Origin of the sequence: Tepidibacter aestuarii (genome assembly GCF_934924865.1) — a bacterium.
In the GTDB taxonomy this organism is placed as follows: domain Bacteria; phylum Bacillota; class Clostridia; order Peptostreptococcales; family Peptostreptococcaceae; genus Tepidibacter_A; species Tepidibacter_A aestuarii.
Genome location: NZ_OW235315.1, coordinates 648,778 through 674,196 on the forward strand (window position 1 = coordinate 648,778; position 25,419 = coordinate 674,196).

The following is a 25,419-nucleotide window of genomic DNA, read 5'->3' on the forward strand; positions in this document are numbered from 1 at the left end:
ATACCAAGAGAAGTTCACTCTGGAGCTTTAAAACTGAAATAACAGTAGGTTTTAACGTTGGACGCGTTAAGTCTTTCGAGTGGTCTATTTAATAGACTATTAGGGTGGTACCGCGGAATATAAGTCTTTCGTCCCTTTCAGGGATTGAAGGGCTTTTTTTATATCTAAATATTATTGTAGGAAAGGGTGAATTAAGTGAAAGATCAATTAATTAACATAAAAGACAGTGCCCTAGCACAGATCAATGAATGTGTTAAAATGGATGAAATTGAAAGCTTAAGAGTTAAGTACTTAGGTAAAAAGGGCGAGATAACTGACATATTAAAAGGAATGGGTAAGTTATCAGCAGAGGAAAGACCTGTTATTGGTAAGGTTGCAAATGAGGTAAGATCTGAGATTGAAGACGCTATAGTTTCTAAAAAAGAAGAGATAAAGACTATAGAGAAAAATGCAAAGTTACAAGAAGAGGTTTTAGATGTTACTATGCCTGGTAAAGAATTTAAGGTAGGAAAGAAGCATCCTATAACTCAAATAATAGATGAGGTTAAATATATATTCACAGGTATGGGATTTAAGGTTGCTCAGGGACCTGAGATTGAGACAGTATTTAATAACTTTGATGCATTAAATGCTCCTAAGAACCATCCGTCAAGAGATACTAGTGATACATTCTATATAGATGACAACTTACTTCTTAGAACTCAAACATCTCCAGTTCAAATAAGAACTATGAAATCAACTACACCACCTATTAAGATAATAGCACCTGGAAGATGTTTTAGATTTGATGCACCAGATGCTACTCATTCTCCAATGTTCCATCAAATAGAGGGACTTGTAATAGGTGAGCATGTTACAATGGCAGAACTTAAAGGTGCTCTTAATGAATTTGTTAGACAATTATTTGGAGATAGCACTAAGACTAAATTTAGACCACATAACTTCCCATTTACAGAGCCAAGTGCAGAGGTTGATGTGACTTGTTTTAAGTGTAAAGGTGAAGGTTGTTCAGTATGTAAAGGTGAAGGTTGGATAGAAATACTTGGAGCTGGAATGGTTCATCCAAACGTGCTTAGAAACTGTGGAATAGATCCTGAAAAATACAGCGGATTTGCTTTTGGTATGGGTGTAGATAGAATAGCAATGCTTAAGTATGAGATAGATGATATAAGATTATTATTTGAAAACGATATGAGATTTTTAAATCAATTTTAAGGGAGTGTTGATATGTTAGTACCTGTTAAATGGCTTAGAGACTATGTTGATATAGATATGAATACACAAGAATTTGCTGATAAAATGACTATGACTGGATCAAAGGTTGAAAAGGTTGAGTATTTTGGAGCAGATATAGAAAAGGTTGCAGTTGGTAAAATATTAGAAATAACTAAGCATCCAAATGCTGATAAGTTAATAGTTACAAAGGTTGATATTGGATCAGAAGTTATTCAAATAGTAACTGGAGCAAAAAATGTAAAAGAGGGAGATTTAATTCCTGTTGCATTAGTTGGAGCAAAGCTTCCTGGTGGAATAAAAATCAAAAAAGGAAAACTAAGAGGAGAATTATCTCAAGGTATGATGTGTTCAAGTGAAGAACTTGGAATTCCTTTTAGTATGATTGAAGAAAGCAAAAGAGATGGAATATATGTATTAGATGAAGAGTACGAATTAGGAGCAGATGTTAAAGAAGTACTTGGTATAAATGATGCTTTAATAGAATTTGAAATAACTTCAAATAGACCAGACTGCTTATCTATTTTAGGTATTGCAAGAGAGGCTGCTGTTACAATAGGAAAAGAACTTAAATATCCTAATATAGAGGTTAAAGAGTCAGATGATGTAGCTGAGTTTAATATAAAGATTGAAGAAGAAGATTTATGTAGAAGATATGCTACTAGAATAATAAAAAATGTTAAAATAGAGGCTTCTCCATACTGGATGCAAAGAAGACTTATAGAAGCTGGTGTTAGACCTATTAATAATATAGTTGATATTACTAACTATGTTATGTTAGAGCTTGGGCAACCGCTTCATGCTTTTGATTTAGAAAAGTTAGGAAGGGAAACTATAGTTGTAAGACGTGCTGAAGATGAAGAAAAGTTTACAACATTAGATGATGTTGAAAGAACATTAGATAGCAATATGCTTTTAATAACTAATGGAGAAAAATCAGTTGCAATAGCTGGAGTTATGGGTGGTGCAAATTCAGAAGTTAGTGATAATACTAAGACTATACTTCTTGAAAGTGCTAACTTTGATGCTGATAGCATAAGAAGAACTTCTAAGAAGCTTAACTTAAGAACAGAAGCATCTGCTAAGTTTGAAAAAGGAATAGATGTTAATTTAGTTGAAACTGCAATAAATAGAGCGGCACAATTAATAGAGCAGTTAAATGCAGGAACTGTATTAAAGGGAATAGTAGAAAACTATAATGCTCCTGTAAAAGAGCAAAAGATAACTGTTAGACCTCAAAGAATAAACAAGCTATTAGGAGAGAATATTTCTCTTAATCAATTTGTAGAGATACTTGAAAGCTTAGAGTTTAAGTGCGAACTAATTGAAGATAAAGTTGAACTTACAGTTCCAAGCTTTAGACTTGATATGGTGGAAGAAGCCGATGTATTAGAAGAGGTAGCTAGAATATATGGATATGAAAATATACCATCTAAGATGCTATATGGAGATAACACTATGGGTCTTCAAACTATAGAGCAGTTATTTGAAGAAGGTATAAAGAGTAGTTTGGTTTCTATGGGTCTTAATGAAATATTAACTTATTCATTTGTAAGTCCAAGAGGAGTAGATAAAATAAATCTTTCAAAGGATTCTATAAAGAGAAACTTTATAAAGATTAAAAATCCTCTAGGTGAAGAAACTAGCGTTATGAGAACTACACTGTTACCTAATATGTTAGATGTTGCAGCTAGAAATAATTCTAGAAAAGTTGAAGAGTTTGCAGCATTTGAAATAGGAAATACTTTCATGCCTATGGATGAAATAATGCCTGTTGAGAGAAAATCTATATGTATATCTATGTATAAAGATTCTATAGATTTCTTTGATATGAAGGGTGTAGTTGAAGAATTGTTCAAAAATATAGGATTTGAGAATTATGAAGTACTACCTGAAAAAAATCACACTACATTCCACCCAGGAAGATGTGCTAACATAGTATACAATGATAATATAGTAGGGGTATTTGGAGAATTACATCCTGATGTATTAGAAAACTATGATATAAGCAAGAGGGGATACGCTGCTGAGTTTGATTTTGAACTATTATTAACTTATGCAAACGATGAAAAGTTATATACACCACTTCCTAAATATCCTGCTATGACAAGAGATATAGCACTTCTTATTAAAGATGAAGTTTATGTTAAGGAAATAGAGGATATAATTACTAAGAATTCTCAAGGTTTAGTAGAGAGTTTTAAATTATTCGATGTATATAAGGGAGAGCAAATTGAAGAAGGTTATAAATCTGTTGCATATTCTTTAGTATATAGAAGCAAAGATAATACTCTTACAGATGAAGAAGTAAATAAAGTTCACGAAAATATACTTAAAGAACTTAGCGAACAAATAAATGCTAATTTAAGATTGTAAAATTCTTAAAAAAAACTTACAATAGGAAGTAAAGAGAAATATCTAAGGGGCTGAGTTAAGGTGAACAAAGTTACCGTAAGAATAAATGGGCAAGAATATAACATGGTTGGGAAAGAGCCAAAGGAATATTTGTTAAAAGTTGCTAGTTATGTGGATGACAAGATGCAGGAAGTAGTTAAGGCTAATCCTAGCTTGAGTATAGCCATGGCAGCAGTTTTGACAACATTGAATATAGCGGATGAACTTTTCAAATGCTCATACGAGTTAGATGAAGTTAACACTAAATACAAAAAACCTCTTCAAGATTTAGAAAATGCGAACACAACTTTGATAGAGCTTCAAACTGACATAAGTGAAAGAGATAAGAAAATAGAAGAACTAGAAAAAGAACTAGAAAAATACAAAGAGGAACTAACTTCAGTCAAACAAGAGTATGAACAAAGAAAAGATAGCTTCAAAGAACAAGAACAAAGACTTGCAGAAGCTGAAGAAATAGCAAATAATTTTCAAAATAGGCTGTATGATATGCAGATGAAAATCGTTGAATTAGAAGAAAAGGAATAAAGAATAATACCTCCAGGAAAAATAAACCTGGAGGTTTTATTCTGTATAATAGATTAAATAATAACGTAGGAGTTGATAACTTGAGTAATATAGAACTGTTAGCACCAGTTGGAAGTTTTGATGCTTTAAGAGCAGCAGTATCAAATGGAGCAAATGCTGTATATCTTGGAGGTAAGAATTTTGGAGCAAGAGCATCGGCTAATAATTTTGATACAGAGGAAATGAAGCAAGCAGTTGAATATGCACATATAAGAGATGTTAAGGTATATGTAACTGTAAATACTCTTATAAAAGAAAATGAAATAAGTTACTTTTTGAAATATGTAAACTTTTTATACAACATAGATGTAGATGCACTTATACTTCAAGATATAGGTATGACAAAATTAGTTAAAGAACATTTCCCTGATTTTGAAATACACGCAAGTACACAAATGGTTGCTCATTCATTTGAAGATGTAAAATACTTAGAAAAATTAGGATTTAAAAGAGTTGTACTTGCAAGAGAACTTGAAATAGGTGAGATAGAGTATATATCTAAGAATACTTCTGTAGATATAGAAGTATTTGTACATGGTGCTTTATGTGTATGCTACTCAGGACAATGTCTCATGAGTAGTATGATAGGAGGAAGATCTGGAAATAGAGGAAGATGTGCTCAACCTTGTAGAAAAGTATACGATTTAATAGATAAGAGTAATAATTCAAGCGTTAACTTAGATGACAAGTATCTGTTAAGCCCTAGAGATTTGAATACAATAGAAGAACTTGATAAAATAATAGATACAGGAGTTTTATCTTTAAAAATAGAAGGAAGAATGAAAAGAGCTGAGTATGTAGCTACAGTAGTTGGAGCTTATAGAGAAGTTGTGGACTACTATGTAGATAATAAAAAATTAAAAGTAGAGAAAGATACATTAGATGATTTATACAGTATATTCAATAGAAAATTTACTAAAGGATATATACTTGAAAAAAGTGGAAAAGAAATAATGAACCCTGAAAAACCTAATAATACAGGACTTTATATAGGTAAAGTTGTAGATGTAGACAAAAGAAGAAATAAGATAACTTTAAAACTTGAAAACACACTTAAAAAAGGTGATGGGCTAAGCATTGGTGGCGGAAATGTAGGTAGAATACTCAAGGAAAACAATATATTTACAAAGGCTTATGCAGGAGATACTATACAGCTTGATTTTAATATACCTATAAAAATAGGACAAGAAGTATATAAGACCTTAGATAGTGAGCTTTTAGATAGAGCTAGAAGAACTTATGAAAATGAAGTTGAACTCAAAAAAATCCCTATAAAGGGAAAAATAATATTAAAGCTAGATGAATATCCAGCTCTTTTAATAAAAGATAATGAAGACAATAAGGTTAAAGTTGTAGGAACTAAAAAAGTAGAAAAAGCTATAAAGGTAGCAATCTCAGATGAAAAAATAGAAACTCAATTATCAAAGCTTGGAAACACACCTTATGAATTAAAATCTATATTAATAGATAAAGATGAAGACATAAGCATACCTGTTAGTCTTCTAAATGAAATTAGAAGAGATGCTGTTGAAAAATTAAATGCCAAAAGAAAGAATGAAAACAAAAGAAAATTATTAAAAATAGAGATAGAAGATAAAGAAAAGCTGGATAAAGACGTAAGAGATACTAAGGTAAATGTAAAGATAAGAAAAATGTCTCAGCTTAGAAAAATAGTAGATTTAGATATTGATACTATATATTATGAAGATATAGATACATTAAAAGATGCTGTGAACTTATGTAAAGAACACAATAAAAGTATAGTTTATTGTCCTTCTAGAATACTTAGAAATAATCAATATAACATAATAGATGAAGCAATTGATATGGGCGTTGATAAATTCTTAGTATCTAACATAGGTATGATAAATAAATTATCTGACTACACTATATATGGAGACTATTACTTAAATGTATTTAATAGCGAAACTATAAAACACCTTAAAAATGAAAATATAAAATCTATATGTTTATCTCCTGAGCTTAATATACATGAGATAAAAAATACTTTAAGCTACGTTGACATAGAAGCTGAATCAATAGTGTATTCTAGAATACCTTTAATGATAAGTGAATATTGTCCTATGGGAGTTTTGACTAGAAATTGCAATAAAGACAAAAGATGTGGAACTTGTAATCAATCTAAGTATTTATTAAAAGATGAAAAAGGACAAGAATTCCCTGTGGCTCAAGATAAATTCTGTAGGTCTATAATATACAATTCTAAGATTTTATGTATGATTGATCACTTAGAAGATATATATAATTCAGGTATTAATGCATTTAGGCTAGAGTTTACATTTGAAGAGGAGAACTTTATAAGAGAAATAGTTAAATCATATATAGCTATAATAGACAATGATTTTGAAGTTGAAGATAGTGATATGTATGAAAAATTAATAAATGAGGGAATTACAAAAGGACATTACCTAAGAGGTGTCGAATAAAGTATAAAAATATACTAAAGGGGATGTTATATAAATGATATCAAGAGAAAAAGCGGTAGAAATACTAAACAAACATTTGAGTACAGAACATTTAGTTAAGCACTCTTATGCAGTTGAAGCAGTTATGAGAGGACTTGCTAAGAAGATAGAGCCAGAAAATGAAGAAAAATGGGCTCTTGCTGGACTTTTACACGATCTTGATGCCGACTTATTAGATTACAAAAATGGAGAGGGAAATCTTCATGGACCAAAGGCTGTAGAACTATTAAAAGAAGAGGGCTTTGGAGATGAAGAAATGTATCATGCAATATGTGCACACAATAAAGACTGTGGAGTAAAAATAGAGAGCAAAATGGACCAAGCAATATATGCAGCAGATCCTATAACTGGATTTATAACTGCTATAACGCTTGTATATCCTGATAAAAAAATAAACAGTGTAAAAGTAAAGTCTATAACAAAGAGAATGAAGGAAACAAGATTTGCAGCTGGGGCTGATAGAGGGGCTATGAAATCTATAGAAAAACTTGGAGTGTCATTTGCAGAATTTGCAGAGTTATCTCTTAATGCTATGAAGGAAATATCAGATGATTTAGGATTATAGATTAAAAAATAATTTTATAAGTATATTAGTGGATTAGTGAAAAATTACGCACATTAAAATACCGCTACTTAGTTAATATTTTTATACAACTACAGATTAGGACTACTTAATATCCTAAAACTTTTAAACTCCCTATGGTCAGACAAAAAAGTTTCTTAACGTATATTTAGTAGTTCTAATCTAAGTTGTATGAAAAAATATCAATACAAAAGTAGCTAATATTTCAATGTGCGTAATTTTTAGTATGTCTATTTAAATAACTATATAGATTTAATAAAAAATATTTTATTCGGTTTCAATCTATGAATAGCATTTATGGAAAAACTTACATAGAAACTATTTTAATAAACAAATCCATTAGAACTAATTAGCTATATGAATTATGCAATAGCATTAAGCAAATTTTATTTTATAATAAGAACTAAAACCAAAAATATGTCTATGAAAATATTAGCGAATGCTTTTAGATGTTTTGACTAATATGACTTAGTTTTTGTTGTTGAATAATCCATTAAGAAATTTCTGTGTCTGACCGTAGGGAGTTCGGAAATTTTAGGATTATTCATAAGACAAACGCTTAGTTGTATTCAAAATATCGTTGTATGAGCGGTATTTTTATAGACATATTTTGATAACCCACAAACTAAACAATTTTTTCTTAAAGGAGGAGATAATTATGAAAAATTCTACTATGTGTTATATAAAAAAAGATAACAAAACACTTATGCTTCATAGGACTAAGAAGAAAAATGATATACATGAGGGCAAGTGGGTAGGTCTTGGAGGCAAAATGGAACAAGGAGAAACTCCTGAGGAATGTATAATAAGAGAGGTTAAAGAGGAAAGTGGTCTTGATATATCAAACCCTAAATTGAAGGGAATACTTACTTTTCCGAAATTTAAGGATGATGAAGATTGGTATGTATTCCTATTTACAGCTTCGGAGTTTAGTGGAGAAATACTAGATTGTAACGAAGGGGATTTAAAGTGGGTAGATGATGATAAAATACAAGAACTTAATCTTTGGGATGGAGATAGATTGTTTTTAAAGTGGATGGAAGAATATGAATTCTTCTCAGGTAAAATAATATATAAAAATAAAGAGTTGGTAAAATATAAAGTAATAAATTATTAAAAAATGATGGAACTTTTTACAACTATAAATCGTCTAATAATAGAAAGTAAATAAAAGGAGATGATTGGAATTGAGAAGAGGAATAGCTGTTATTATATCCTTAGTAATGATGGTGCTTTCATTTTTACCATCTATAAGCATGGCACAAGAAAATGATGGTTTGCAAAAAGCTATACTAAGTGCAAAAAACAAATTTAATATAGGTGATGAGTTTCAAAACTTTGAATACTATAAGAGCAACAATGGTAAAACTATTTGGAATTTAAACTGGAGTACAGATGAGAAACTTAGCAGAAGAATATCTGTGTCTATAGATAATGATGGAAATATTACTAGATATAGTAAGCATGACTCAAAAGACAATTATGAAACTAATATTAATGTTATAAGTAAGGACGAAGCTAAAAAGATAGCAGATGAGTTCATAAAAAATGTAGCTCCAAGTTTTATAGGTGAGCTAAAATATATAGATGAAGATAATAGTACTATACAAAGTGATTCTCATTATTTTAGCTATGTTAGGTTAGTCAACGAAGTTCCTTTTTACGAAAATGGAGTTAGAATTGTTGTAAATAAGCAGACTAAAGAGGTAACTGATTACAACTTAAATTATAATTATAATATTAAATTCAAAGATGCTAATAAAGTAATCGGTTTAGACAAAGCTAAACAAAAATATATTGAGGAATTAGGACTTAAATTAGTTTATAGAAGAGGATATGATAAAGATTCAAAGCCGTATCTTGTTTATACAACTAAATATGGAAATTCTTATGCTATAAACGCATTAACTGGTGAAAAAGAAAAAATAGATTCAAACATTATTTATTATGATAATGCAAAACTAGATGCAAGAGGAAGCGTAGATGAAAAAGAAGCGGCCTTATCTGAACAAGAGGTAAAGGCTATAAATGAAGTTTCTGATTTGATAACAAAAGAAGATGCAGATAAAATAGCTAGAGAATCTAAGTTTATAAAAATATCTTCTGATTATGAACTTAAAAGCTACAGCTTAAATAAAAGTTATTTAGATGATTCTAACTATACATGGTATTTAAATTACGCTTCAAGTGATAAAGAATTAGGAAGTATTCATGTGTCAATAGATGCATCTAAAGGAGATATAAAAAGATTCAATAAATATTTACCATATGAAGCAGAACGTGAAGCAAAATACGATAAAGATTATGCAAAAAAAGAAGCTGAAAAGTTTTTAAATGAATTTTATAGTGAAAAAATGAATTCTTTAAAATATGATGATAGCTATGATGAGTTTTATGACATTCAAAAAGATACTAAACCGAGATACTATAATTTAAAATTCAATAGAATAGTAAATGGTATAGAATATGAAAATAACTATATAACAATTGGATATGATGCAGTACAGGGAAGCTTAAATTCACTTAATATAGTATGGGATGATATTGAATTTAAGAAACCAAAAGTTATAGATATGAACAAGGCGTACAGTATTTTATTTAATGAAATAGGTTTAAATCTTGAATATAAAATAGACTATGACTATGAGAATAACAAAGAGGAAGAGTACGCTAAATTGGTTTATACTTTAGACAATAGTATTCCTCATAACATAGATGCTGTTAATGGAGATATAATATATCGTGATAAAAAGAAGTATAAAAAAGTTGAAAATGTAGAATACAAAGATATAAAAGGACATTACGCACAAAATCAAATACAAAAACTTAGAAAATTTGGAATAAAATTCGATGGAGCGTTTTTTAAGCCTGACGAAAAAATAACTCAAAGTGATTTTTTAAAGTTCTATGTAAAAACTATAAACTCTTACTATGGTGAAGTTGAATCTATGGATAATATTTATGCATACCTTATAAGAGAAGGTGTAATAAGAGAAAAAGATGTAAATCCAGATAAAGTTATAACTAAAAAAGATGCATTAAAAATTATTATAAATGGTCTAAAATATGAATCTATAGCAAATATAAAGGGAATATTCGATTGTCCATTTGAAGACGTAGATGAAGATTTCAAAGGATATGCATCTATTGGATATGGTCTTAATATAGTATCAGGGTATGATGGAAAGTTAAAACCTAATGAAGAACTTACAAGAGCTAATGCAGCTATTATGATATACAACTATTTAAATAAATAGAAAAATTCGCTTCATGCTAACGCATGGCTCATGTCGCCAACGAGTCCTAACGGGCTCCGTTGCTCAAAAATAGTTGATATTTCAGTTTTTTCATCAATGTTATGAATATATTTAAAATTATATAATTTTTTTAGATATAAAAAAGGAGCTAAATTAAGCTCCTTTTTAAATTACTTTATATTCTTTAATATATCTAATAAGTATTCGTAAGTTCTTTGAGTTGAAGCTATGTCTAAATGTTCTTCTGGAGTATGAACATCAAACATATCAGGTCCTAGTGATATAGCATCAACGTGAGGCATTTTCTCAAGTAAAAGACCACACTCAAGACCAGCATGAATAGCTATTACCTTAGCTTCTTTGTTGTATTTATTCTTGTGAACCTCTTGGCATATTTCTCTAAGCTTAGAATCAGCCTTGTAAGACCATTCAGGATAATCAGAGTCAGCTAAGAACTCACAGCCAAGTAAACTAGCAACATGCTTCATTTCGTTAAGTATATCGTATTTTAAGCTCTTAACAGAACTTCTAACAGCACTTTCAAATGTAATTTCATTATCATGAGTTATAACTACACCAAGATTTGTAGAACTTTCTACAAGATCTTCAATATCCATACTCATAGTTTTGATTCCGTTTGGAATTAAAACTAAAGAAGATACTAATTTATTCATAGTCTCTTTTGAGAATACTTTTTCTACTTTATCTTCGTATTTTTTTACTTCAACAGATATACCAGGATCTGAAGTTGCAAGTTCGCTTTTGAATGTGTTATTTAAGTTTTCCATTGTTTCGCAAAGTATCTTTTCGTTTTTAGAATCTGTAAGTATTACAGCTTCACATTCACGAGGTATTGCATTCATTTTTGCTCCTCCGTGAACATTAGCTATAGAGTAGTTCATTTCATCATTTAATTTAGAAAGGATTCTTCCCATTAACTTATTAGAGTTTCCTCTTTGTTTTATTACATCCATTCCAGAATGGCCGCCTTTTAAACCTGTTATATCTATTTTGTAAGCAGTTAAATTAGTATCTGAATCTTCCCAAACTATAGGAAGAACTTGTCTTGTTCTAACTCCACCAGCACAGCTAACTAAAAGATATCCTTCTTCTTCAGAATCAAGATTTATAAGATATTCTCCTTTAAGGTGAGATGGATCTAGGTTTATAGCTCCACCCATTCCTGTTTCTTCTTCTGAAGTTACTAGCACCTCAAGTGCAGGATGCTCTAAATCGTTTGCCTCAAGTATAGATAAAGCGTACGCTACAGCTATTCCATTGTCAGCTCCAAGAGTTGTATTATCTGCGTATATATAATTATCAACTATTTTTAATTTTAGAGGATCTTTTTCAAAGTCATGATCAGTTCCCTTGTTTTTCTCACATACCATATCCATATGTCCTTGAAGTATAACACCAGGAGCATTTTCATATCCTTTAGTGGCAGGTTTTTTGATTATAACATTTAGAGCGTCATCTTGAATTACTTCTAGGTTGTATTTTTTAGCAAAATCCACTAGATAGTCGCTTATAGCTTTTTCATTTCCTGAACCTCTAGGAATTTGAGACATTTCTTCGAAATATCTAAAAACTGCTTCAGGCTTTAGGTTGTTTAAAACATTACTCATAAAATCAACTCCTAATTAAAATCTTTTTAGTATTATTGTCTTAAGTTTCCCTTTATGTAAAAAAATAATAAAAAAACATATATAAATTAATTTATATGTACATATAAATTAATTTTATTATAACACATAAAAAATGGGATTCGTTGAATAACCAATATAAAAATTGGATTTATCCTTAGAGAAATATGTTAATAATAAAGTGATTGTAAAAAAAATTTTTTAACCTTACATATAATAGGTTTTATTGATAAAATATAGGTTAGGATTGAATTTAAGGGGGGATAATATATGATAGATAGTCCGGGTGCTATAGGCGGTTTTATTATGATTATATACATGATATTTATGTTGGGATTTTTCGGGCTTAGTATATACTGTTTAATACTATTTATAAAGCTTGGTAGAAGAGGTATAAAAGCTTTAGATATATATATAGGCAAAAATGACGTTTAGGTAATTTTAAGGAGGAAATATGAATCAGAAATCATTAAGAGTTTTAGAATATTTTAAAATAATAGATATGTTAAAAGGAAGGGTGGCTTCTTCTCTTGGAAGAAGATATGTAGATGAACTAGTTCCATCCACTAATCGTGAGGAAGTCATTCAGATGCAAAAGGAAACTAGCGAGGCTCAGTCTATAATAATTAAAAGAGGGTCTGTTCCTCTTGGAGGAATACACGATGTGGAGATGCTTGCAAAAAGAACAAAGATAGGTTCATCTCTTGATATGGGGCAACTGTTAATGGTTGCAGATACTTTAAGAGGTGCTAGAATTTTAAAAAACAGTATAGGAAAGTCGGAAGATGAATCATATCCTATAATACAGTCTTTAACAGAAAGTCTTCATATTTTTAAGGATATAGAGGATAAGATATTCAATTCTATAATAAGTGAAGTAGAGATGTCTGATAATGCAAGCCACACTCTTAAGAGTTTGAGACGTGGAATCGTTCAAAAGAACCAATCTATAAGATCCAAACTTAACTCTATAATATCTTCAACTTCTTATCAAAAATATTTACAGGATGCAATAATAACTGTAAGAGGAGATAGATTTGTAGTACCTGTAAAACAAGAGTATAGATCAAATGTGCCTGGAATTATACATGATCAATCTTCGTCTGGAGCTACTTTGTTCATAGAGCCTATGTCTATTGTAAATATGAACAATGAGCTAAGAGAACTTAAGCTTAAAGAAAGAGAAGAAATAGAGAGAATACTTAGTGAGCTTTCAAGTTTTATTGGAGAGGTGGCAGATGAAGTCATATCTAATGGAAAGATACTTGGAAAGGTAGATTTTATATTCGCTAAAGGTAAGTTGTCTTTTTCAATGAAGGCTATAGAGCCTACAATAAGTGATGATAAAAGTCTTAATATAAAAAATGGAAGACATCCTTTACTTGATCCAAAAGATGTTGTACCTAGTAATATATGGATTGGAAAAGAATTTAATACATTAGTTGTGACTGGTCCGAATACGGGAGGTAAGACGGTAACTCTTAAAACTGTCGGTTTATTCTCTCTTATGACTCAAAGTGGTCTTCATATACCAGCGGACTATGGAAGTAACATGTGTATATTCGATAATATATTTGCAGATATAGGAGATGAGCAAAGTATTGAGCAGAGTTTATCAACATTTTCATCTCATATGACTAATATTGTTGATATATTAAAGGATGTAACTACTAATTCACTTGTATTATTTGATGAACTTGGAGCTGGTACTGATCCGGTTGAGGGAGCAGCACTTGCCATGGCAATACTTAACGACTTATATGATCTTAAAGCTCTTACAATAGCAACAACTCATTATAGTGAGCTTAAGCATTATGCACTTACTAAAGAAGGAGTTGAAAACGCCGCAGTAGAATTTAATGTTCAAACTTTAAGTCCTACATATAAGCTTTTAATAGGAGTTCCAGGTAAATCAAATGCATTTGAGATATCTAGAAGGCTTGGACTTGGAGATTATATAATACAAAAGGCTAAAAACTTTATAAATAGTGAAAATATAGAATTTGAAGACTTACTTCAAAATATAGAACAAAATAGAATAGACACATTAAAAGAAAAAGAAGAAGCAAATAGACTTAAAGAAGAAGTTAGGAAGTTAAAAGAAGAGCTTCTTGTAAAAACTGAGAGAATATCTGTTCAAAGAGATAAAATAATCAATGAAGCAAAAAGAGACGCTTTAAAGATTATGAGGGACTCTAAAGAAGAAGCAGATATGATAATTAAAGAAATAAGAAAGCTTCAAAAGCAAGGTGTTGACAAAGATAAAAATAAAGAGATAGAGAATTTAAGAAGAGAAATGAACGAGTCTATGAAAGGTCTTCATTCTAATGTAAAGGATATGATAGTACCTAAGGTTGCAAAAAAAGCTATTAAGAACTTAAAGGCTGGAGATGATGTGAAGGTAGTAACGCTTAATCAACAGGGAACTGTACTATCTGTTGATAATGACAAGAAAGAAGCCTTAGTTCAGATTGGTATTATGAAGATGACTCTGCCCTTTGCATCTTTAGAGCAAATAAAGGTTAATAAAAAGGATGTTTTAAAATCAGGTGCAGGAAAGATACTTAAGAAAAAGACTTTTAATATAAAACAGGAAATTGACTTAAGAGGTATGAATCTTGAAGAGGCCATGGTAGAGGTTGATAAATATTTAGATGATGCTTATTTAGCTGGAATAGCAAAGGCTACTATAATACACGGAATAGGAACAGGGGTATTAAAAGCTGGAATGAAGGAAATGCTAAAAAAACACAAACACATAAAGAGCTACAGAGATGGAATATACGGAGAAGGTGGAGCTGGAGTTACTATAGTTGAATTTAAATAGGAGATGATGTAATGATCTTGGTTTCTGCTTGTTTGATTGGTGTTGATTGTAAGTACAATGGATGTAATAACAAAAATGATAAGATTATAAATTATTTAAAGGACAAAAATATAGTTCCTGTATGTCCGGAACAGCTAGGGGGACTTTGTACCCCTAGGATTCCAGCTGAAATTGTTGAAGGCAGTGCTGATGATGTAATTGACGGAAATGCTAAGGTTGTAAACAAAGAAGGTCAAGATGTAACTGAGGAATTTTTAAAGGGTGCATATGAGACTTTAAAAATATGTAGAATTTTAGGAGTAAAGCAAGCTATATTGAAGGAAAAAAGCCCTTCTTGTGGAAGTAATCAAATATATGATGGAAGTTTTAAATCAAAGCTTATAGATGGATATGGAATAACCGCCGCTCTTTTAATAAAAGATGGTGTAGATTTAAAATCAGAAAAATATTTTGGAGGGGGAGAAAAAAATGGACTTAAATGAAGTGAAAAAACTTGCAAGAGAGAGAATGAAGGGTTATTGTGGCCTTTGTAGAGAATGTGATGGAAATTCATGTTCAGGAAAAGTTCCTGGTATGGGAGGAACTAAAACTGGAAGTACATTTAAGAGAAACTATGAGGCTTTAAACAATGTCAAAGTGAATTTGAGAACAATACATAATGCCAAAAATCCGGATATGAGCACTGAGATATTTGGTAAAAGAATAGAGATACCTTTAATAACAGCTCCTGTTACAGGAAGTTCTATCAATATGGGAGGATTTTTAACTGAGGATCAGTATAGCGATGATGTAGTTATTGGAAGCATAAATGCAGGAACTTTTGCTATGACTGGTGATAGTGGTAATCCTCAATTCTTTGTAGATGGTTTAAATTCTCTAAAAAAGGTTGATGGATCTGGAATACCTATAATAAAGCCTAGAGAGAACGAAAAAATAATAGAAAATATAAGAAAAGCAGAAGAGGTAGGTGCTTTAGCAGTAGGAGTAGACGTAGATGGAGCAGGACTTATAACTATGGCACTTCATGGACAACCAGTTGGTCCTAAAACAGTAGAAGAATTAAAAGAGTTAGTATCATCAACTAAGCTCCCATTTATACTAAAAGGTATAATGACTGCTGATGAAGCTGAGTTAGCGGTTGAAGTAGGAGCTGCTGCTATAGTTGTTTCTAACCACGGAGGAAGAATATTAGATCATACTCTAGGAGTTGCAGAGGTTCTTCCTGAAATAGCTAAAAGAGTAAAGGGTAAAATAACTATACTTGCAGATGGATCTGTAAGACAAGGTGTTGATATATTAAAATACATAGCTCTTGGAGCCGATGCAGTTTTAGCTGCTAGACCTATAATATGGGGATCATATGGAGGTAGACAAGAAGGTGTAGAATTAGTTATAAACAATTTTAAAAATGAATTAAAGCAAGCTATGATACTTACAGGTTGTAATGATATAAAATCTATAGATGAAACAAAAATAGTTAATTTAAATAAATAAAACTGCTTGACTTTATTTAAAAATTCTGTTAATATACATTGTAAAACTGAAATTACAAATTCTATGATAGGAAAAGTAGATATGATGATTGTTTTAGCGAGCTAGAGACTGGTGAAAGTCTAGCAACATAGTCTTATTGAAACGCATCCTTGAGAAGATTTTCTGAAATCAAGTAGGAAAATACGGTTTGTTTACGTTAAAAACATATGAGTGGATATATAGTTTATATATCAATAAGAGTGGTAACACGGGATATAACTCTCGTCTCTTTTTTAGAGACGGGAGTTTTTTGTATTGTAAGAATATTCAAATAAAGATTTATATATAGGAGGAATACTAAATGAAAGATTTTAAATTAGAGGTAGCGGATATTATATCGGCACAAGTTTCAGATTTAAGTTTAGAAGAAATTATTTCTTTAATAGAAATACCGCCAAATAAGGATATGGGAGATTATGCTTTTCCGTGTTTTAAACTAGCTAAAGTTTTTAGAAAAGCACCTAATATGATAGCTAATGAACTTTGTGAAAAAATGGGAAAAACTAATTTAATACAAAGAGTAGAAACGGCAGGAGCTTATATAAACTTTTTTGTAGATAAATCTTCTTTAGCTAAATCAGTAGTTACAGAAGTTTTAGAAAAAAAAGATGATTATGGTAAATGTGACTTAGGAGAAGGTAAAAAAGTTATAGTTGAGTTCTCATCTCCTAATATAGCTAAGCCTTTCCATATAGGACATATTAGAAGTACTGTAATAGGTAATTCTCTTTACAAGGTTTATAAGGCACTGGGGTTTGATACTGTAAGAATAAATCACTTAGGGGATTACGGAACACAATTTGGTAAACTTATAGTTGCATTTAAAAAATGGGGAGACGAGGAAGAAGTAAAACAAGCACCTATAAAAACTTTACTTAAATTATATGTTCAATTCCATGATGAAGCTGAAAAAGATCCATCAATAGATGAAGAAGCTAGAATGTGGTTTAAAAAGCTTGAAGATGAAGAAGAAGAAGCGGTTAAATTATGGAAGTGGTTTAGAGAAGTAAGTTTAGAAGAGTTTAATAGAGTTTACGATATATTAGGAGTAGAGTTTGATTCATATGCAGGTGAAAGTTTCTATTCTGACAAAATGCCTAGAATGATAGATATAATGAATGAAAGAGGACTATTAAAAGAATCTAAAGGAGCTAACATAGTAGATCTTGAAGATTACAACATGCCTCCAGCTCTTATAACTAAGAGTGATGGGTCAACTCTTTACTTAACAAGAGATATAGCAGCTGCAACTTATAGAAAAGAAACATATGATTTTTATAAGAACATATATGTTGTTGGATCTCAACAAATACTTCACTTTAACCAATGGATGAAGGTTGTAGAGCTTATGGGATTTGACTGGGCTAAGGATTGTGTTCACGTTCCATTCGGAATGGTAAGTCTTGAAGAAGGAACTATGTCTACAAGAAAAGGAAGAGTAGTTTTCTTAGAGGACGTTTTAAATAAAGCTGTAGATGCAACTAAGGAAATAATCAAAAATCAAAAGAAAAATATAGATATTGAGAATATAGATACTGTAGCTAAGCAAATAGGAGTAGGAGCTGTGGTATTCCAAGAACTATCAAATAATAGAATAAAGGATTATACATTCTCTTGGGATAGAACTTTAGATTTTCAGGGAGAGACAGGACCATATGTTCAATATACTCACACTAGAGCTTGTTCTGTTCTTAGAAAGGCAAATGAAGAAGTAACTATGGATGTTGATTTTTCTGTACTATCAGATGATGACAGTGTTAATGTTATAAAGGAAATAGGAGACTTCCCTAAAGTTATACAAGATGTAATTAAAAATAACGAACCTCATATAATAGCTAGATATGTAGTTGATTTAGCACAAGCATTTAACAAGTTCTACCATGATAATGCGATAATAGTAGAAGATGAAAAAGTTAGAAAAGCAAGACTTGCTCTTGTTTTAGCTACAAAGCAAACTATAAAAAATGCACTTTCTTTACTTGGAGTAGACGCTCCTGAAAGAATGTAGTTTGTCGAAAAATAAAGCTTTACATCTAAATTTATATTATTATATAATAAATATATAAAAAATATAGAATAGTGGCAGATTAAATTAGATCAATGCTACTACCCCCCTATGTAGCAGCTTAATAGCTGCTATTTTTTTCTGTAATGAAAGATATTGTACATTTAGAAGTAAAGTCTGTTAGTACTTGGAGTAAATAGACGATGATTTAGCATGAAGTAAATTTTGAGGAATTTGGGAAAGCTATTAATATAATAGAATGAATTAAGATTTAGGAGTGTTTGTATGGAAAATAGGATAATGAATTCATATATATATTCTTTTGATAATAAGAAAAATTATTTAAATGATCTAATTAAAATGATTACCAAATCTTTGATAGATGATAAATCTACAAAAACTGTGAGTATGGACTATCAGAGGTTTAGAGAAGAACTTGTATTTTATAAGTACTATGGGGCCAAAAATGACGACTATCTATATGATATAACTTATGTACTTCCTATAATACTTTCAAATATAAATTTAGAAAGATCACAATCTGAGGTATTAAAGAGTGTATCGTATTACTGTAAATTACATAAAGAAAATGTGAAAGATTATGATTATATGATTATAGGTATATCTTATAATTTTTTAATCCATGCTCTTATATCGGATAAAAATATTGATTTTAATGAATTACTTCAAAGTATGAAAGAACATATAATCGGATTTACATTTGATGAAGGTATAGATAAAAAAGATGTTATAAGATTTGAAAGAAGCAGGATAAAATTTATTCAGAAGATAGATAAATGTATGGATAAAAAAATAGAAGAATTAAAAGAAGAAAGTATATTAGATGGTTTTTTTAAAGTTATTTATCAAGTATATATAAAAGATTTAGATGAAAATAATCAAAGTCTTTTAAGTCTTAAAAATTCTATACTCGGTATTTTAGGATTTGAATTTGATAATTTAAATATATCTGATTTGAATTTTATTAAATCTCTTGGGGCTTATATTATAAAACTTAGAAAATATGAGATAAATAAAAAAAAGTATACTCAAAGTACACATCCGAGAGAATTTATAAATTTAAATGTAGGAGACTCTATATACAACCCTATATTAAACAATATAACCGTTATAGATAAAAAGATTAAAGAAGATATGCTTTATATAAATGTAAGATCAAAATCGGGTGAATATGAGTTTAAGTTTAAGAAGACTAATTAATTTGAACTTCTAGTATATTTAAGCGAAAACTGTAGTTCATTGAAATAACTCTATTTAGTCAATGTTTTAATAAAACTAAAGATATGTCTATGAAAATATTTAATGCAAGAGAGGTATTTTCATAGACATATTTTGATAACCCACATACCGAATTATGTAAGCATGAAGCGAATTTTATTTTTCTAAAAACTTCAAAAAGTCATCTTCACTTGTCTCTGCTAAAAAGCAAAGTTCTTTAACCATGCTGTTTCTTAAATTAATAAAATCATCTATTTTAGTATTTTCGTATGTATATTCTAAAGACTTAACTATTAAAAGTAAATCTCTCTTTGAAATTTGATCTATAGATATTTTATCGAATGATTCCATAATAATGAGCTCCTTTCACAACTAAAAGTAATATTATTACTTAATTTTCTATAAAATAGTTTAAAAACCTTCAAAAAATGTAAAAATAATGATGAATAGTAATATTTAAGATAAAAAAATATAGAATTATATAAAGCCCTATATTATTATACATAAGGTGAAAGTACAATAAAATAGGACTTATTGATTTAAACTGTAACTTTATTGAATGATTCTATTAATGAGTTTTCAACTATTATTATACCAACTGCACTTGATATATTTACAGAGCTTATAACGTCGTTTTCAAAACCCATTGTGTTTTGAGTGTAGTTATAGTGAAGTTCTTCTATAAGATTTTTTATATTCTCCTTATCTATTTTTTCTATATATGGAGATTTAACTTTGCTAAGACCTTCAAAATTTACAAAATACTTATGTAGGTCTTTTTCGTATTTTAAGTGTTCAAATAGCTTGTCATGATAATATTCTCTATTGTGATGTGGAAGGCAGAAAAAGTCAGATAAAAAATGGCTTATAACTCCTAGTTTTGTAGAAAATCTATTTATAGATATAGGGTTTTCTTTAAGCCCGTTATCTATTAAATTTAATATTTCATTTAAAACAAAATCAAAACTTTGATCTTTATAGTGTTTTTTCACAGCAAGTCTAGGGGCTATGTCTGGTTTCATAGCTCCGTATGATAGTAGTTTGAGATTCAAATCTATATTTAAGTTGTTTTTTATATTGTAATGTATATGGTTTGCTATAACATTGTGACTTTGAACTAACAAAAGCAGCACCTTCTTTCAAATGTGTCTTAATTCTATTTTAAACTAGGTGATAATAAATTTCAAATGTAAATGATGCATTTACTTTATTTAACAAATAGAATTTTTTTTTTATTTGTGATAATATATAATGATGCATCATTAGGAAAGGGCTGATTATATTGAAAATACTTTTAACTACTCTCAATTCAAAATTTATTCATACTAATTTAGCTATTAGATATTTAAATAGTTTTTGTAAAGATTTAGCTGATATTACTGTTGCTGAGTATACTATAAACAATAGTGTAGATTATATATTAAAAGAAATTTATAAGCAAAAGTCTGATATAGTGGTATTTTCTACATATATATGGAATGTAGATGATACTATAAAAATCTGTAAGAACCTAAAAAAAGTGAGCCCTCATATTAAGATATTACTTGGGGGACCAGAAGTTTCTTATGATTTTGAAGAATTTATGAAAAAATATGATTGCATAGATTATATAATATATGGAGAAGGGGAGTTGACTTTTAGAGAATTTATAGAGTATTCCCTGGGAAAAAAAGATATTGATAATATAGATGGTCTTGTTTATAGAAAAAAAGATTCAATAATTGTTAATGAACCAAGACAGTTAATACATGATCTTAACATAATACCTAGCCCTTATGAAAACATAGATAAAAAGGAATATGAAAATAGGATTGTATATTACGAAACATCAAGAGGATGCCCTTTTAACTGCCAATATTGCTTATCATCTACTATAAAGGGACTTAGATTCTTTGATATAGATAGAGTCAAAATGGAACTTAAAAACTTGATAAATGCGAATGTTAAGCAAGTTAAATTTGTTGATAGAACATTCAATGCAAAAAAAGAATATGCACTTGATATAATGAAATTTATTATGGAAAATGATAATGGATTTACAAACTTTCATTTTGAAGTAACTGCTCACTTAATAGACGATGATATGTTGGAGTTTTTATCAAAGTGCAGTCCTGGACTTTTTCAATTTGAAATAGGAGTTCAATCTACAAATAAAAAGACTTTAGAAGAAGTAGGAAGAACTCAAAATTTCGAGAGTCTATCTTATGTTGTAAATAAGATTTCAAGCTTTAAAAATATTCATCAGCATTTAGATTTAATAGCAGGTCTTCCGTATGAGAATTATGAAAGTTTTAGAAATTCATTTAATACAGTATTTAACCTAGATATAGAACAATTACAGCTTGGTTTTTTAAAGATGTTAAAGGGATCTGGTATTAGAAAAAATTCTGAAAAGCATGATTATATATTTAAAGACTATACTCCGTACGAGGTTTTAGGAAACAAGTATATGAGCTATGATGAAATGTTAAAGATAAAGGATATAGAAGAGGTTCTTGAGATTTATTATAATTCAAATAATTTCAAGCTTTCTATGAACTATATAATAAAGAAGTATTACAGTGAAGATGCATTTAAATTATTTGAAGATTTATCTTCTTATTGGGAAGACAATGGTTACTTTAAAATATCACAAGGAAAGAATCAGTTATATAAGATATTGATTGATTTTTACACTGATGTGATAAAAGTAGATGTTGATATATTTAAAGATGTACTTAAATACGATTATATTTCTCTTGGGAAGGTGTCGTCTTTACCTAGTATGTTTGATAAAATGGAAGTAGATGATTTTAAAAATAGATGTCATATATTCTTAAAGAGTGAGGAAAATGTTAGAAAGTATACTCCAAAGTTTGAAAATACTCCAGCTAAGAATATAATTAAATATGTTCGATTTGAACCATTTAATTACGATGTATCAAAGCTTAAAGAGAATATACATGAGAAGCTTGATAAAGACTTGAATACTATATTATTCGTTTATGACTTAGATAAAAAAGTGTTTGAGAAAAGCAATTCATATAAGGTTGTTATTTAGGAGGTATATATATGAAGTTTAATATAGAAAAACATTTATTAGTTAAGACTGAAAATTTAGCTTTTTTAAGTATAAAAGAGGATGCTAAGCTTCCTCTTAAGGGATATACTATTCCAACGGGAGGAATAGATGTTCCTATACTTAATGAAGAATTAGTTAAAGGAATAAAGGATAGAAGTGCAGAGGAATCACTAACTTTATCGTCTTTATCAAATGGAATGATATACATAATAGGTATTGATTCAAACTTTAGATATAATGGAGAGTACAAGAAATTTTTATATGCATTTGATGAAAGAATAGAAGAATATATAGGTTATATGGGTGTTAAAAAGGCTAATGAAAAAGAGCTTACAGACGCATTGATTTACTTTAAGGCGCTTATAACTTTGAATAAGGATAATATAGATGGTATTTATAATTACGCTTTAGTTTGTCAAGATATAGCTAAGATTCATGAAAAGAATAAGGAAGAAGAATTGATGAATGACTTCCTTCTTGAAGCTTTAGATAAATTAGAAACTATAGTTGAGATAGATCCTAATTTTGGTATTGCTTATTATCAACTTGGATATCATTACTATAATCAAAAACAATATATAAAAACAAGAATTACTTGGGAGCAAGCTTTAAAATGTGAATTAGATGAAAATATAGTAATGGAAATAAAAAATGAATTAAAAAAAATTGAGGATAAAGTAGATTATGAAGAAGGATATAATCTAGTATTACAAGGAAATGCGCAGGAAGGTCTTGAAAAATTACTTCCATTAAAGGAAGAATATCCTGATTGGTGGAATTTATTGTTCTTTATAGGTCTTGCTTATAGACAACTAGGAGATATAAATGAATCTATAAAATACTTTGAAAAGATATTAATTCTTAATCCTACACAAGTAGATACTATAGTGGAAATTGGACTTTGTTATGCCATGACTGGAAACTTAGAAAAATCAATAGAAGAGTTTAAAAAAGCATTAGATATAAAAGAAGATCCTGAGGTTATGTGCAACTTGGGAATGGCATATCTTGAAACTGGGAATTTAGATGAAGCTAGATTTTATATAGAAAAGGCATTTACTTTAAATCCTGATGATGAAGTCACAGTAGCTTGCCTTAATGAGTTAAAAAAATACGAGAAGTAATTACTTCTCGTATTTTTTTATTATATATTCATCTATAGCCATAGCAACCTTCTTTGATACATTAACAGCTTCAACAACAGTCTTAGCTCCTGTAACAACGTCACCTGATGCAAACACACCTTCTCTAGTAGTTCTCCCTAAAGAATCAGTAATTACAAGTCCATATTTATTAAGATTTATACCTTTTGAAGTAGAAACTATATTAAACTTCGGACCTTGACTTACAGCAACTATAATAGAATTTGCTTTGAATATATCCTCAGACCCTTTAATTGGAGTGACGCTTACTCTGCCTGACTCATCTTTTACTTTTTCAGTTCTCACATATTTAACACCTTCATCCACAAACTCAATAGGTGTTTTGAAAGTTTCAAACTTGACACCGTCTATTTTAGCATACTCTATTTCGTAATTAGTAGCAGACATATCACATACATCTTTTCTATACATTACGTACACATCTTTACAACCACGTCTAATAGCAGTTCTTGCAACATCCATAGCTACATTACCAGCTCCTATTACACATACCTTTTCGCCTAGATCATAAACACTTGGATTCTTTAAGTAATCAATAGCATAATGCACATGTCCAAGACTTTCCCCTTTTATATTTAAAGTATTTGGATTCCATACACCTGTACCTATAAATATAGCTTCGTATCCATCTCTTTCAAGGGTATCTAGGTTTATAACAGGACCTATTAATGTGTTTGGACGTATTTTAACACCGAGTTCAACCAGTTTATCTTTAAGTTTGTCCAGAACTATTTTAGGAAGTCTAAACTCTGGAATACCATATCTTAAAACTCCTCCGATTTTATCATGAGCTTCAAATATAGTAACATCATAGCCTTTTAAAGACAACATAAAAGCTATAGTAATACCAGCAGGTCCAGAACCGATTATAGCTACTTTCTTATTCAATCTTTCGCTTTTTTCGATAGAAGAACTGTTTAAATAGTAATTAGAAACATAATGTTCTATAGAACTTATTTGAACAGGACTTCCTTTAATGCCAAGAATACAATTACCTTCACATTGATTTTCATGCGGACATACTAGAGAACAAATAACAGAAAGGGGATTGTTGCTAAACAATATTTCTCCGGCCTTTTTTATATCGCTATTTAGAAGTAATTGTATAACTTCTGGAATAGACGTATTTACAGGACAACCTTGCTTACATTTTGGATTTTTGCACTGCATACATCTTTTGGCTTCTTCTACAATATGATTTCCCATAAATATCAACTCCTATTAAAATGATTAAAAAATTCACTTCATGCTAACGCATAGCTCACATTGTCGACGAATCCTGACAGGTTTCGTTCTCAAAAATATATTATATCATATAGGAAGATTAAGTTAAATTCAATCTTTGGTGTATATCTTTATTGAGAATATTATGAATAAAAAAACGTTTTCCTTACAGATAAAAAAGGG

At 29.7% G+C, this 25,419-nt stretch carries 19 protein-coding genes and 2 other annotated features (1 of these 21 only partly in view); of the genes, 15 read left to right on the forward strand and 4 right to left on the reverse strand.

Annotated elements, in window-relative coordinates; all coding sequences use genetic code 11:
- Positions 1 to 139, forward strand: a binding site (T-box leader) (it extends 77 nt beyond the left edge of the window).
- A 56-nt stretch (positions 140 to 195) separates the two neighbouring features.
- The 7 genes from pheS (at position 196) to M2214_RS03135 (ending at position 10,538) form a co-directional block, all read left to right on the forward strand.
- The gene (gene pheS, locus M2214_RS03105) at positions 196 to 1,215 is read left to right on the forward strand and encodes a phenylalanine--tRNA ligase subunit alpha (RefSeq protein ID WP_248482718.1); all 1,020 of its coding nucleotides are present in this window, start codon (positions 196 to 198) and stop codon (positions 1,213 to 1,215) included.
- Positions 1,216 to 1,227: 12 nt separating this feature from the next.
- A complete protein-coding gene (gene pheT / locus M2214_RS03110) occupies positions 1,228 to 3,609 on the forward strand; it encodes a phenylalanine--tRNA ligase subunit beta (protein WP_248482720.1) in 2,382 nt (793 codons plus the stop codon).
- 60 nt (positions 3,610 to 3,669) lie between these two features.
- On the forward strand, positions 3,670 to 4,173 hold the full coding sequence (locus M2214_RS03115) for a cell division protein ZapA (protein ID WP_248482722.1): 504 nt from the start codon (positions 3,670 to 3,672) through the stop codon (positions 4,171 to 4,173).
- 80 nt (positions 4,174 to 4,253) lie between these two features.
- The gene (locus M2214_RS03120) at positions 4,254 to 6,659 is read left to right on the forward strand and encodes a DUF3656 domain-containing U32 family peptidase (protein ID WP_248482724.1); all 2,406 of its coding nucleotides are present in this window, start codon (positions 4,254 to 4,256) and stop codon (positions 6,657 to 6,659) included.
- A gap of 34 nt (positions 6,660 to 6,693) precedes the next feature.
- Entirely contained in the window at positions 6,694 to 7,263 is a 570-nt protein-coding gene (locus M2214_RS03125) for an HD domain-containing protein (protein WP_248482726.1), read from the forward strand.
- A 676-nt stretch (positions 7,264 to 7,939) separates the two neighbouring features.
- Positions 7,940 to 8,398: an NUDIX hydrolase gene (locus tag M2214_RS03130; protein ID WP_248482730.1), complete on the forward strand. Its 459-nt coding sequence runs from the start codon at positions 7,940 to 7,942 to the stop codon at positions 8,396 to 8,398.
- Positions 8,399 to 8,468: 70 nt separating this feature from the next.
- Positions 8,469 to 10,538, forward strand: a complete 2,070-nt coding sequence (locus M2214_RS03135) for a YcdB/YcdC domain-containing protein (RefSeq protein WP_248482732.1) — start codon at positions 8,469 to 8,471, stop codon at positions 10,536 to 10,538.
- Positions 10,539 to 10,708: 170 nt separating this feature from the next.
- On the opposite strand, the gene M2214_RS03140 is transcribed toward M2214_RS03135, so the two are convergent.
- Positions 10,709 to 12,166 carry an aminoacyl-histidine dipeptidase gene (locus M2214_RS03140; RefSeq protein ID WP_248482734.1) on the reverse strand — a complete coding sequence of 486 codons (1,458 nt, stop codon included), beginning with the start codon at positions 12,164 to 12,166 and terminating at the stop codon, positions 10,709 to 10,711.
- A 288-nt stretch (positions 12,167 to 12,454) separates the two neighbouring features.
- Here M2214_RS03140 and M2214_RS03145 point away from each other — a divergent pair, with 288 nt between their 5' ends.
- The 6 genes from M2214_RS03145 (at position 12,455) to M2214_RS03170 (ending at position 19,770) form a co-directional block, all read left to right on the forward strand.
- On the forward strand, positions 12,455 to 12,619 hold the full coding sequence (locus M2214_RS03145) for a hypothetical protein (RefSeq protein ID WP_248482736.1): 165 nt from the start codon (positions 12,455 to 12,457) through the stop codon (positions 12,617 to 12,619).
- A 19-nt stretch (positions 12,620 to 12,638) separates the two neighbouring features.
- On the forward strand, positions 12,639 to 15,011 hold the full coding sequence (locus tag M2214_RS03150; RefSeq protein WP_248482738.1) for an endonuclease MutS2: 2,373 nt from the start codon (positions 12,639 to 12,641) through the stop codon (positions 15,009 to 15,011).
- 11 nt (positions 15,012 to 15,022) lie between these two features.
- Positions 15,023 to 15,493 (forward strand): DUF523 domain-containing protein, encoded by a 471-nt coding sequence (locus M2214_RS03155; protein WP_248482740.1) that lies wholly within the window; start codon positions 15,023 to 15,025, stop codon positions 15,491 to 15,493.
- Complete coding sequence (locus M2214_RS03160) at positions 15,480 to 16,505, forward strand: alpha-hydroxy-acid oxidizing protein (protein ID WP_248482742.1); 1,026 nt, start codon at positions 15,480 to 15,482, stop codon at positions 16,503 to 16,505. Before M2214_RS03155 ends, M2214_RS03160 begins: the two co-directional genes overlap by 14 nt.
- A 54-nt stretch (positions 16,506 to 16,559) precedes the next feature.
- Positions 16,560 to 16,777, forward strand: a binding site (T-box leader).
- Positions 16,778 to 16,845: 68 nt separating this feature from the next.
- Positions 16,846 to 18,552, forward strand: a complete 1,707-nt coding sequence (argS, locus tag M2214_RS03165) for an arginine--tRNA ligase (RefSeq protein WP_248482744.1) — start codon at positions 16,846 to 16,848, stop codon at positions 18,550 to 18,552.
- 282 nt (positions 18,553 to 18,834) lie between these two features.
- The gene (locus tag M2214_RS03170; RefSeq protein ID WP_248482746.1) at positions 18,835 to 19,770 is read left to right on the forward strand and encodes a hypothetical protein; all 936 of its coding nucleotides are present in this window, start codon (positions 18,835 to 18,837) and stop codon (positions 19,768 to 19,770) included.
- A 174-nt stretch (positions 19,771 to 19,944) separates the two neighbouring features.
- On the opposite strand, the gene M2214_RS03175 is transcribed toward M2214_RS03170, so the two are convergent.
- Positions 19,945 to 20,139 carry a hypothetical protein gene (locus M2214_RS03175; RefSeq protein WP_248482748.1) on the reverse strand — a complete coding sequence of 65 codons (195 nt, stop codon included), beginning with the start codon at positions 20,137 to 20,139 and terminating at the stop codon, positions 19,945 to 19,947.
- A gap of 188 nt (positions 20,140 to 20,327) precedes the next feature.
- Entirely contained in the window at positions 20,328 to 20,912 is a 585-nt protein-coding gene (locus M2214_RS03180) for a zinc dependent phospholipase C family protein (protein ID WP_248482750.1), read from the reverse strand.
- A 158-nt stretch (positions 20,913 to 21,070) separates the two neighbouring features.
- On the opposite strand from M2214_RS03180, the gene M2214_RS03185 reads away from it, so the two are divergent.
- Together M2214_RS03185 and M2214_RS03190 are read left to right on the forward strand one after the other, a co-directional pair.
- Positions 21,071 to 22,828 (forward strand): B12-binding domain-containing radical SAM protein, encoded by a 1,758-nt coding sequence (locus M2214_RS03185; RefSeq protein WP_248482753.1) that lies wholly within the window; start codon positions 21,071 to 21,073, stop codon positions 22,826 to 22,828.
- Between the two features lie 11 nt (positions 22,829 to 22,839).
- On the forward strand, positions 22,840 to 23,973 hold the full coding sequence (locus tag M2214_RS03190; RefSeq protein WP_248482755.1) for a tetratricopeptide repeat protein: 1,134 nt from the start codon (positions 22,840 to 22,842) through the stop codon (positions 23,971 to 23,973).
- Here M2214_RS03190 and M2214_RS03195 read toward each other — a convergent pair whose 3' ends face one another.
- Positions 23,974 to 25,218, reverse strand: coding sequence for an NAD(P)-dependent oxidoreductase (locus M2214_RS03195; RefSeq protein WP_248482757.1), 1,245 nt, complete (start codon positions 25,216 to 25,218; stop codon positions 23,974 to 23,976).
- Positions 25,219 to 25,419 lie beyond the last annotated feature (201 nt).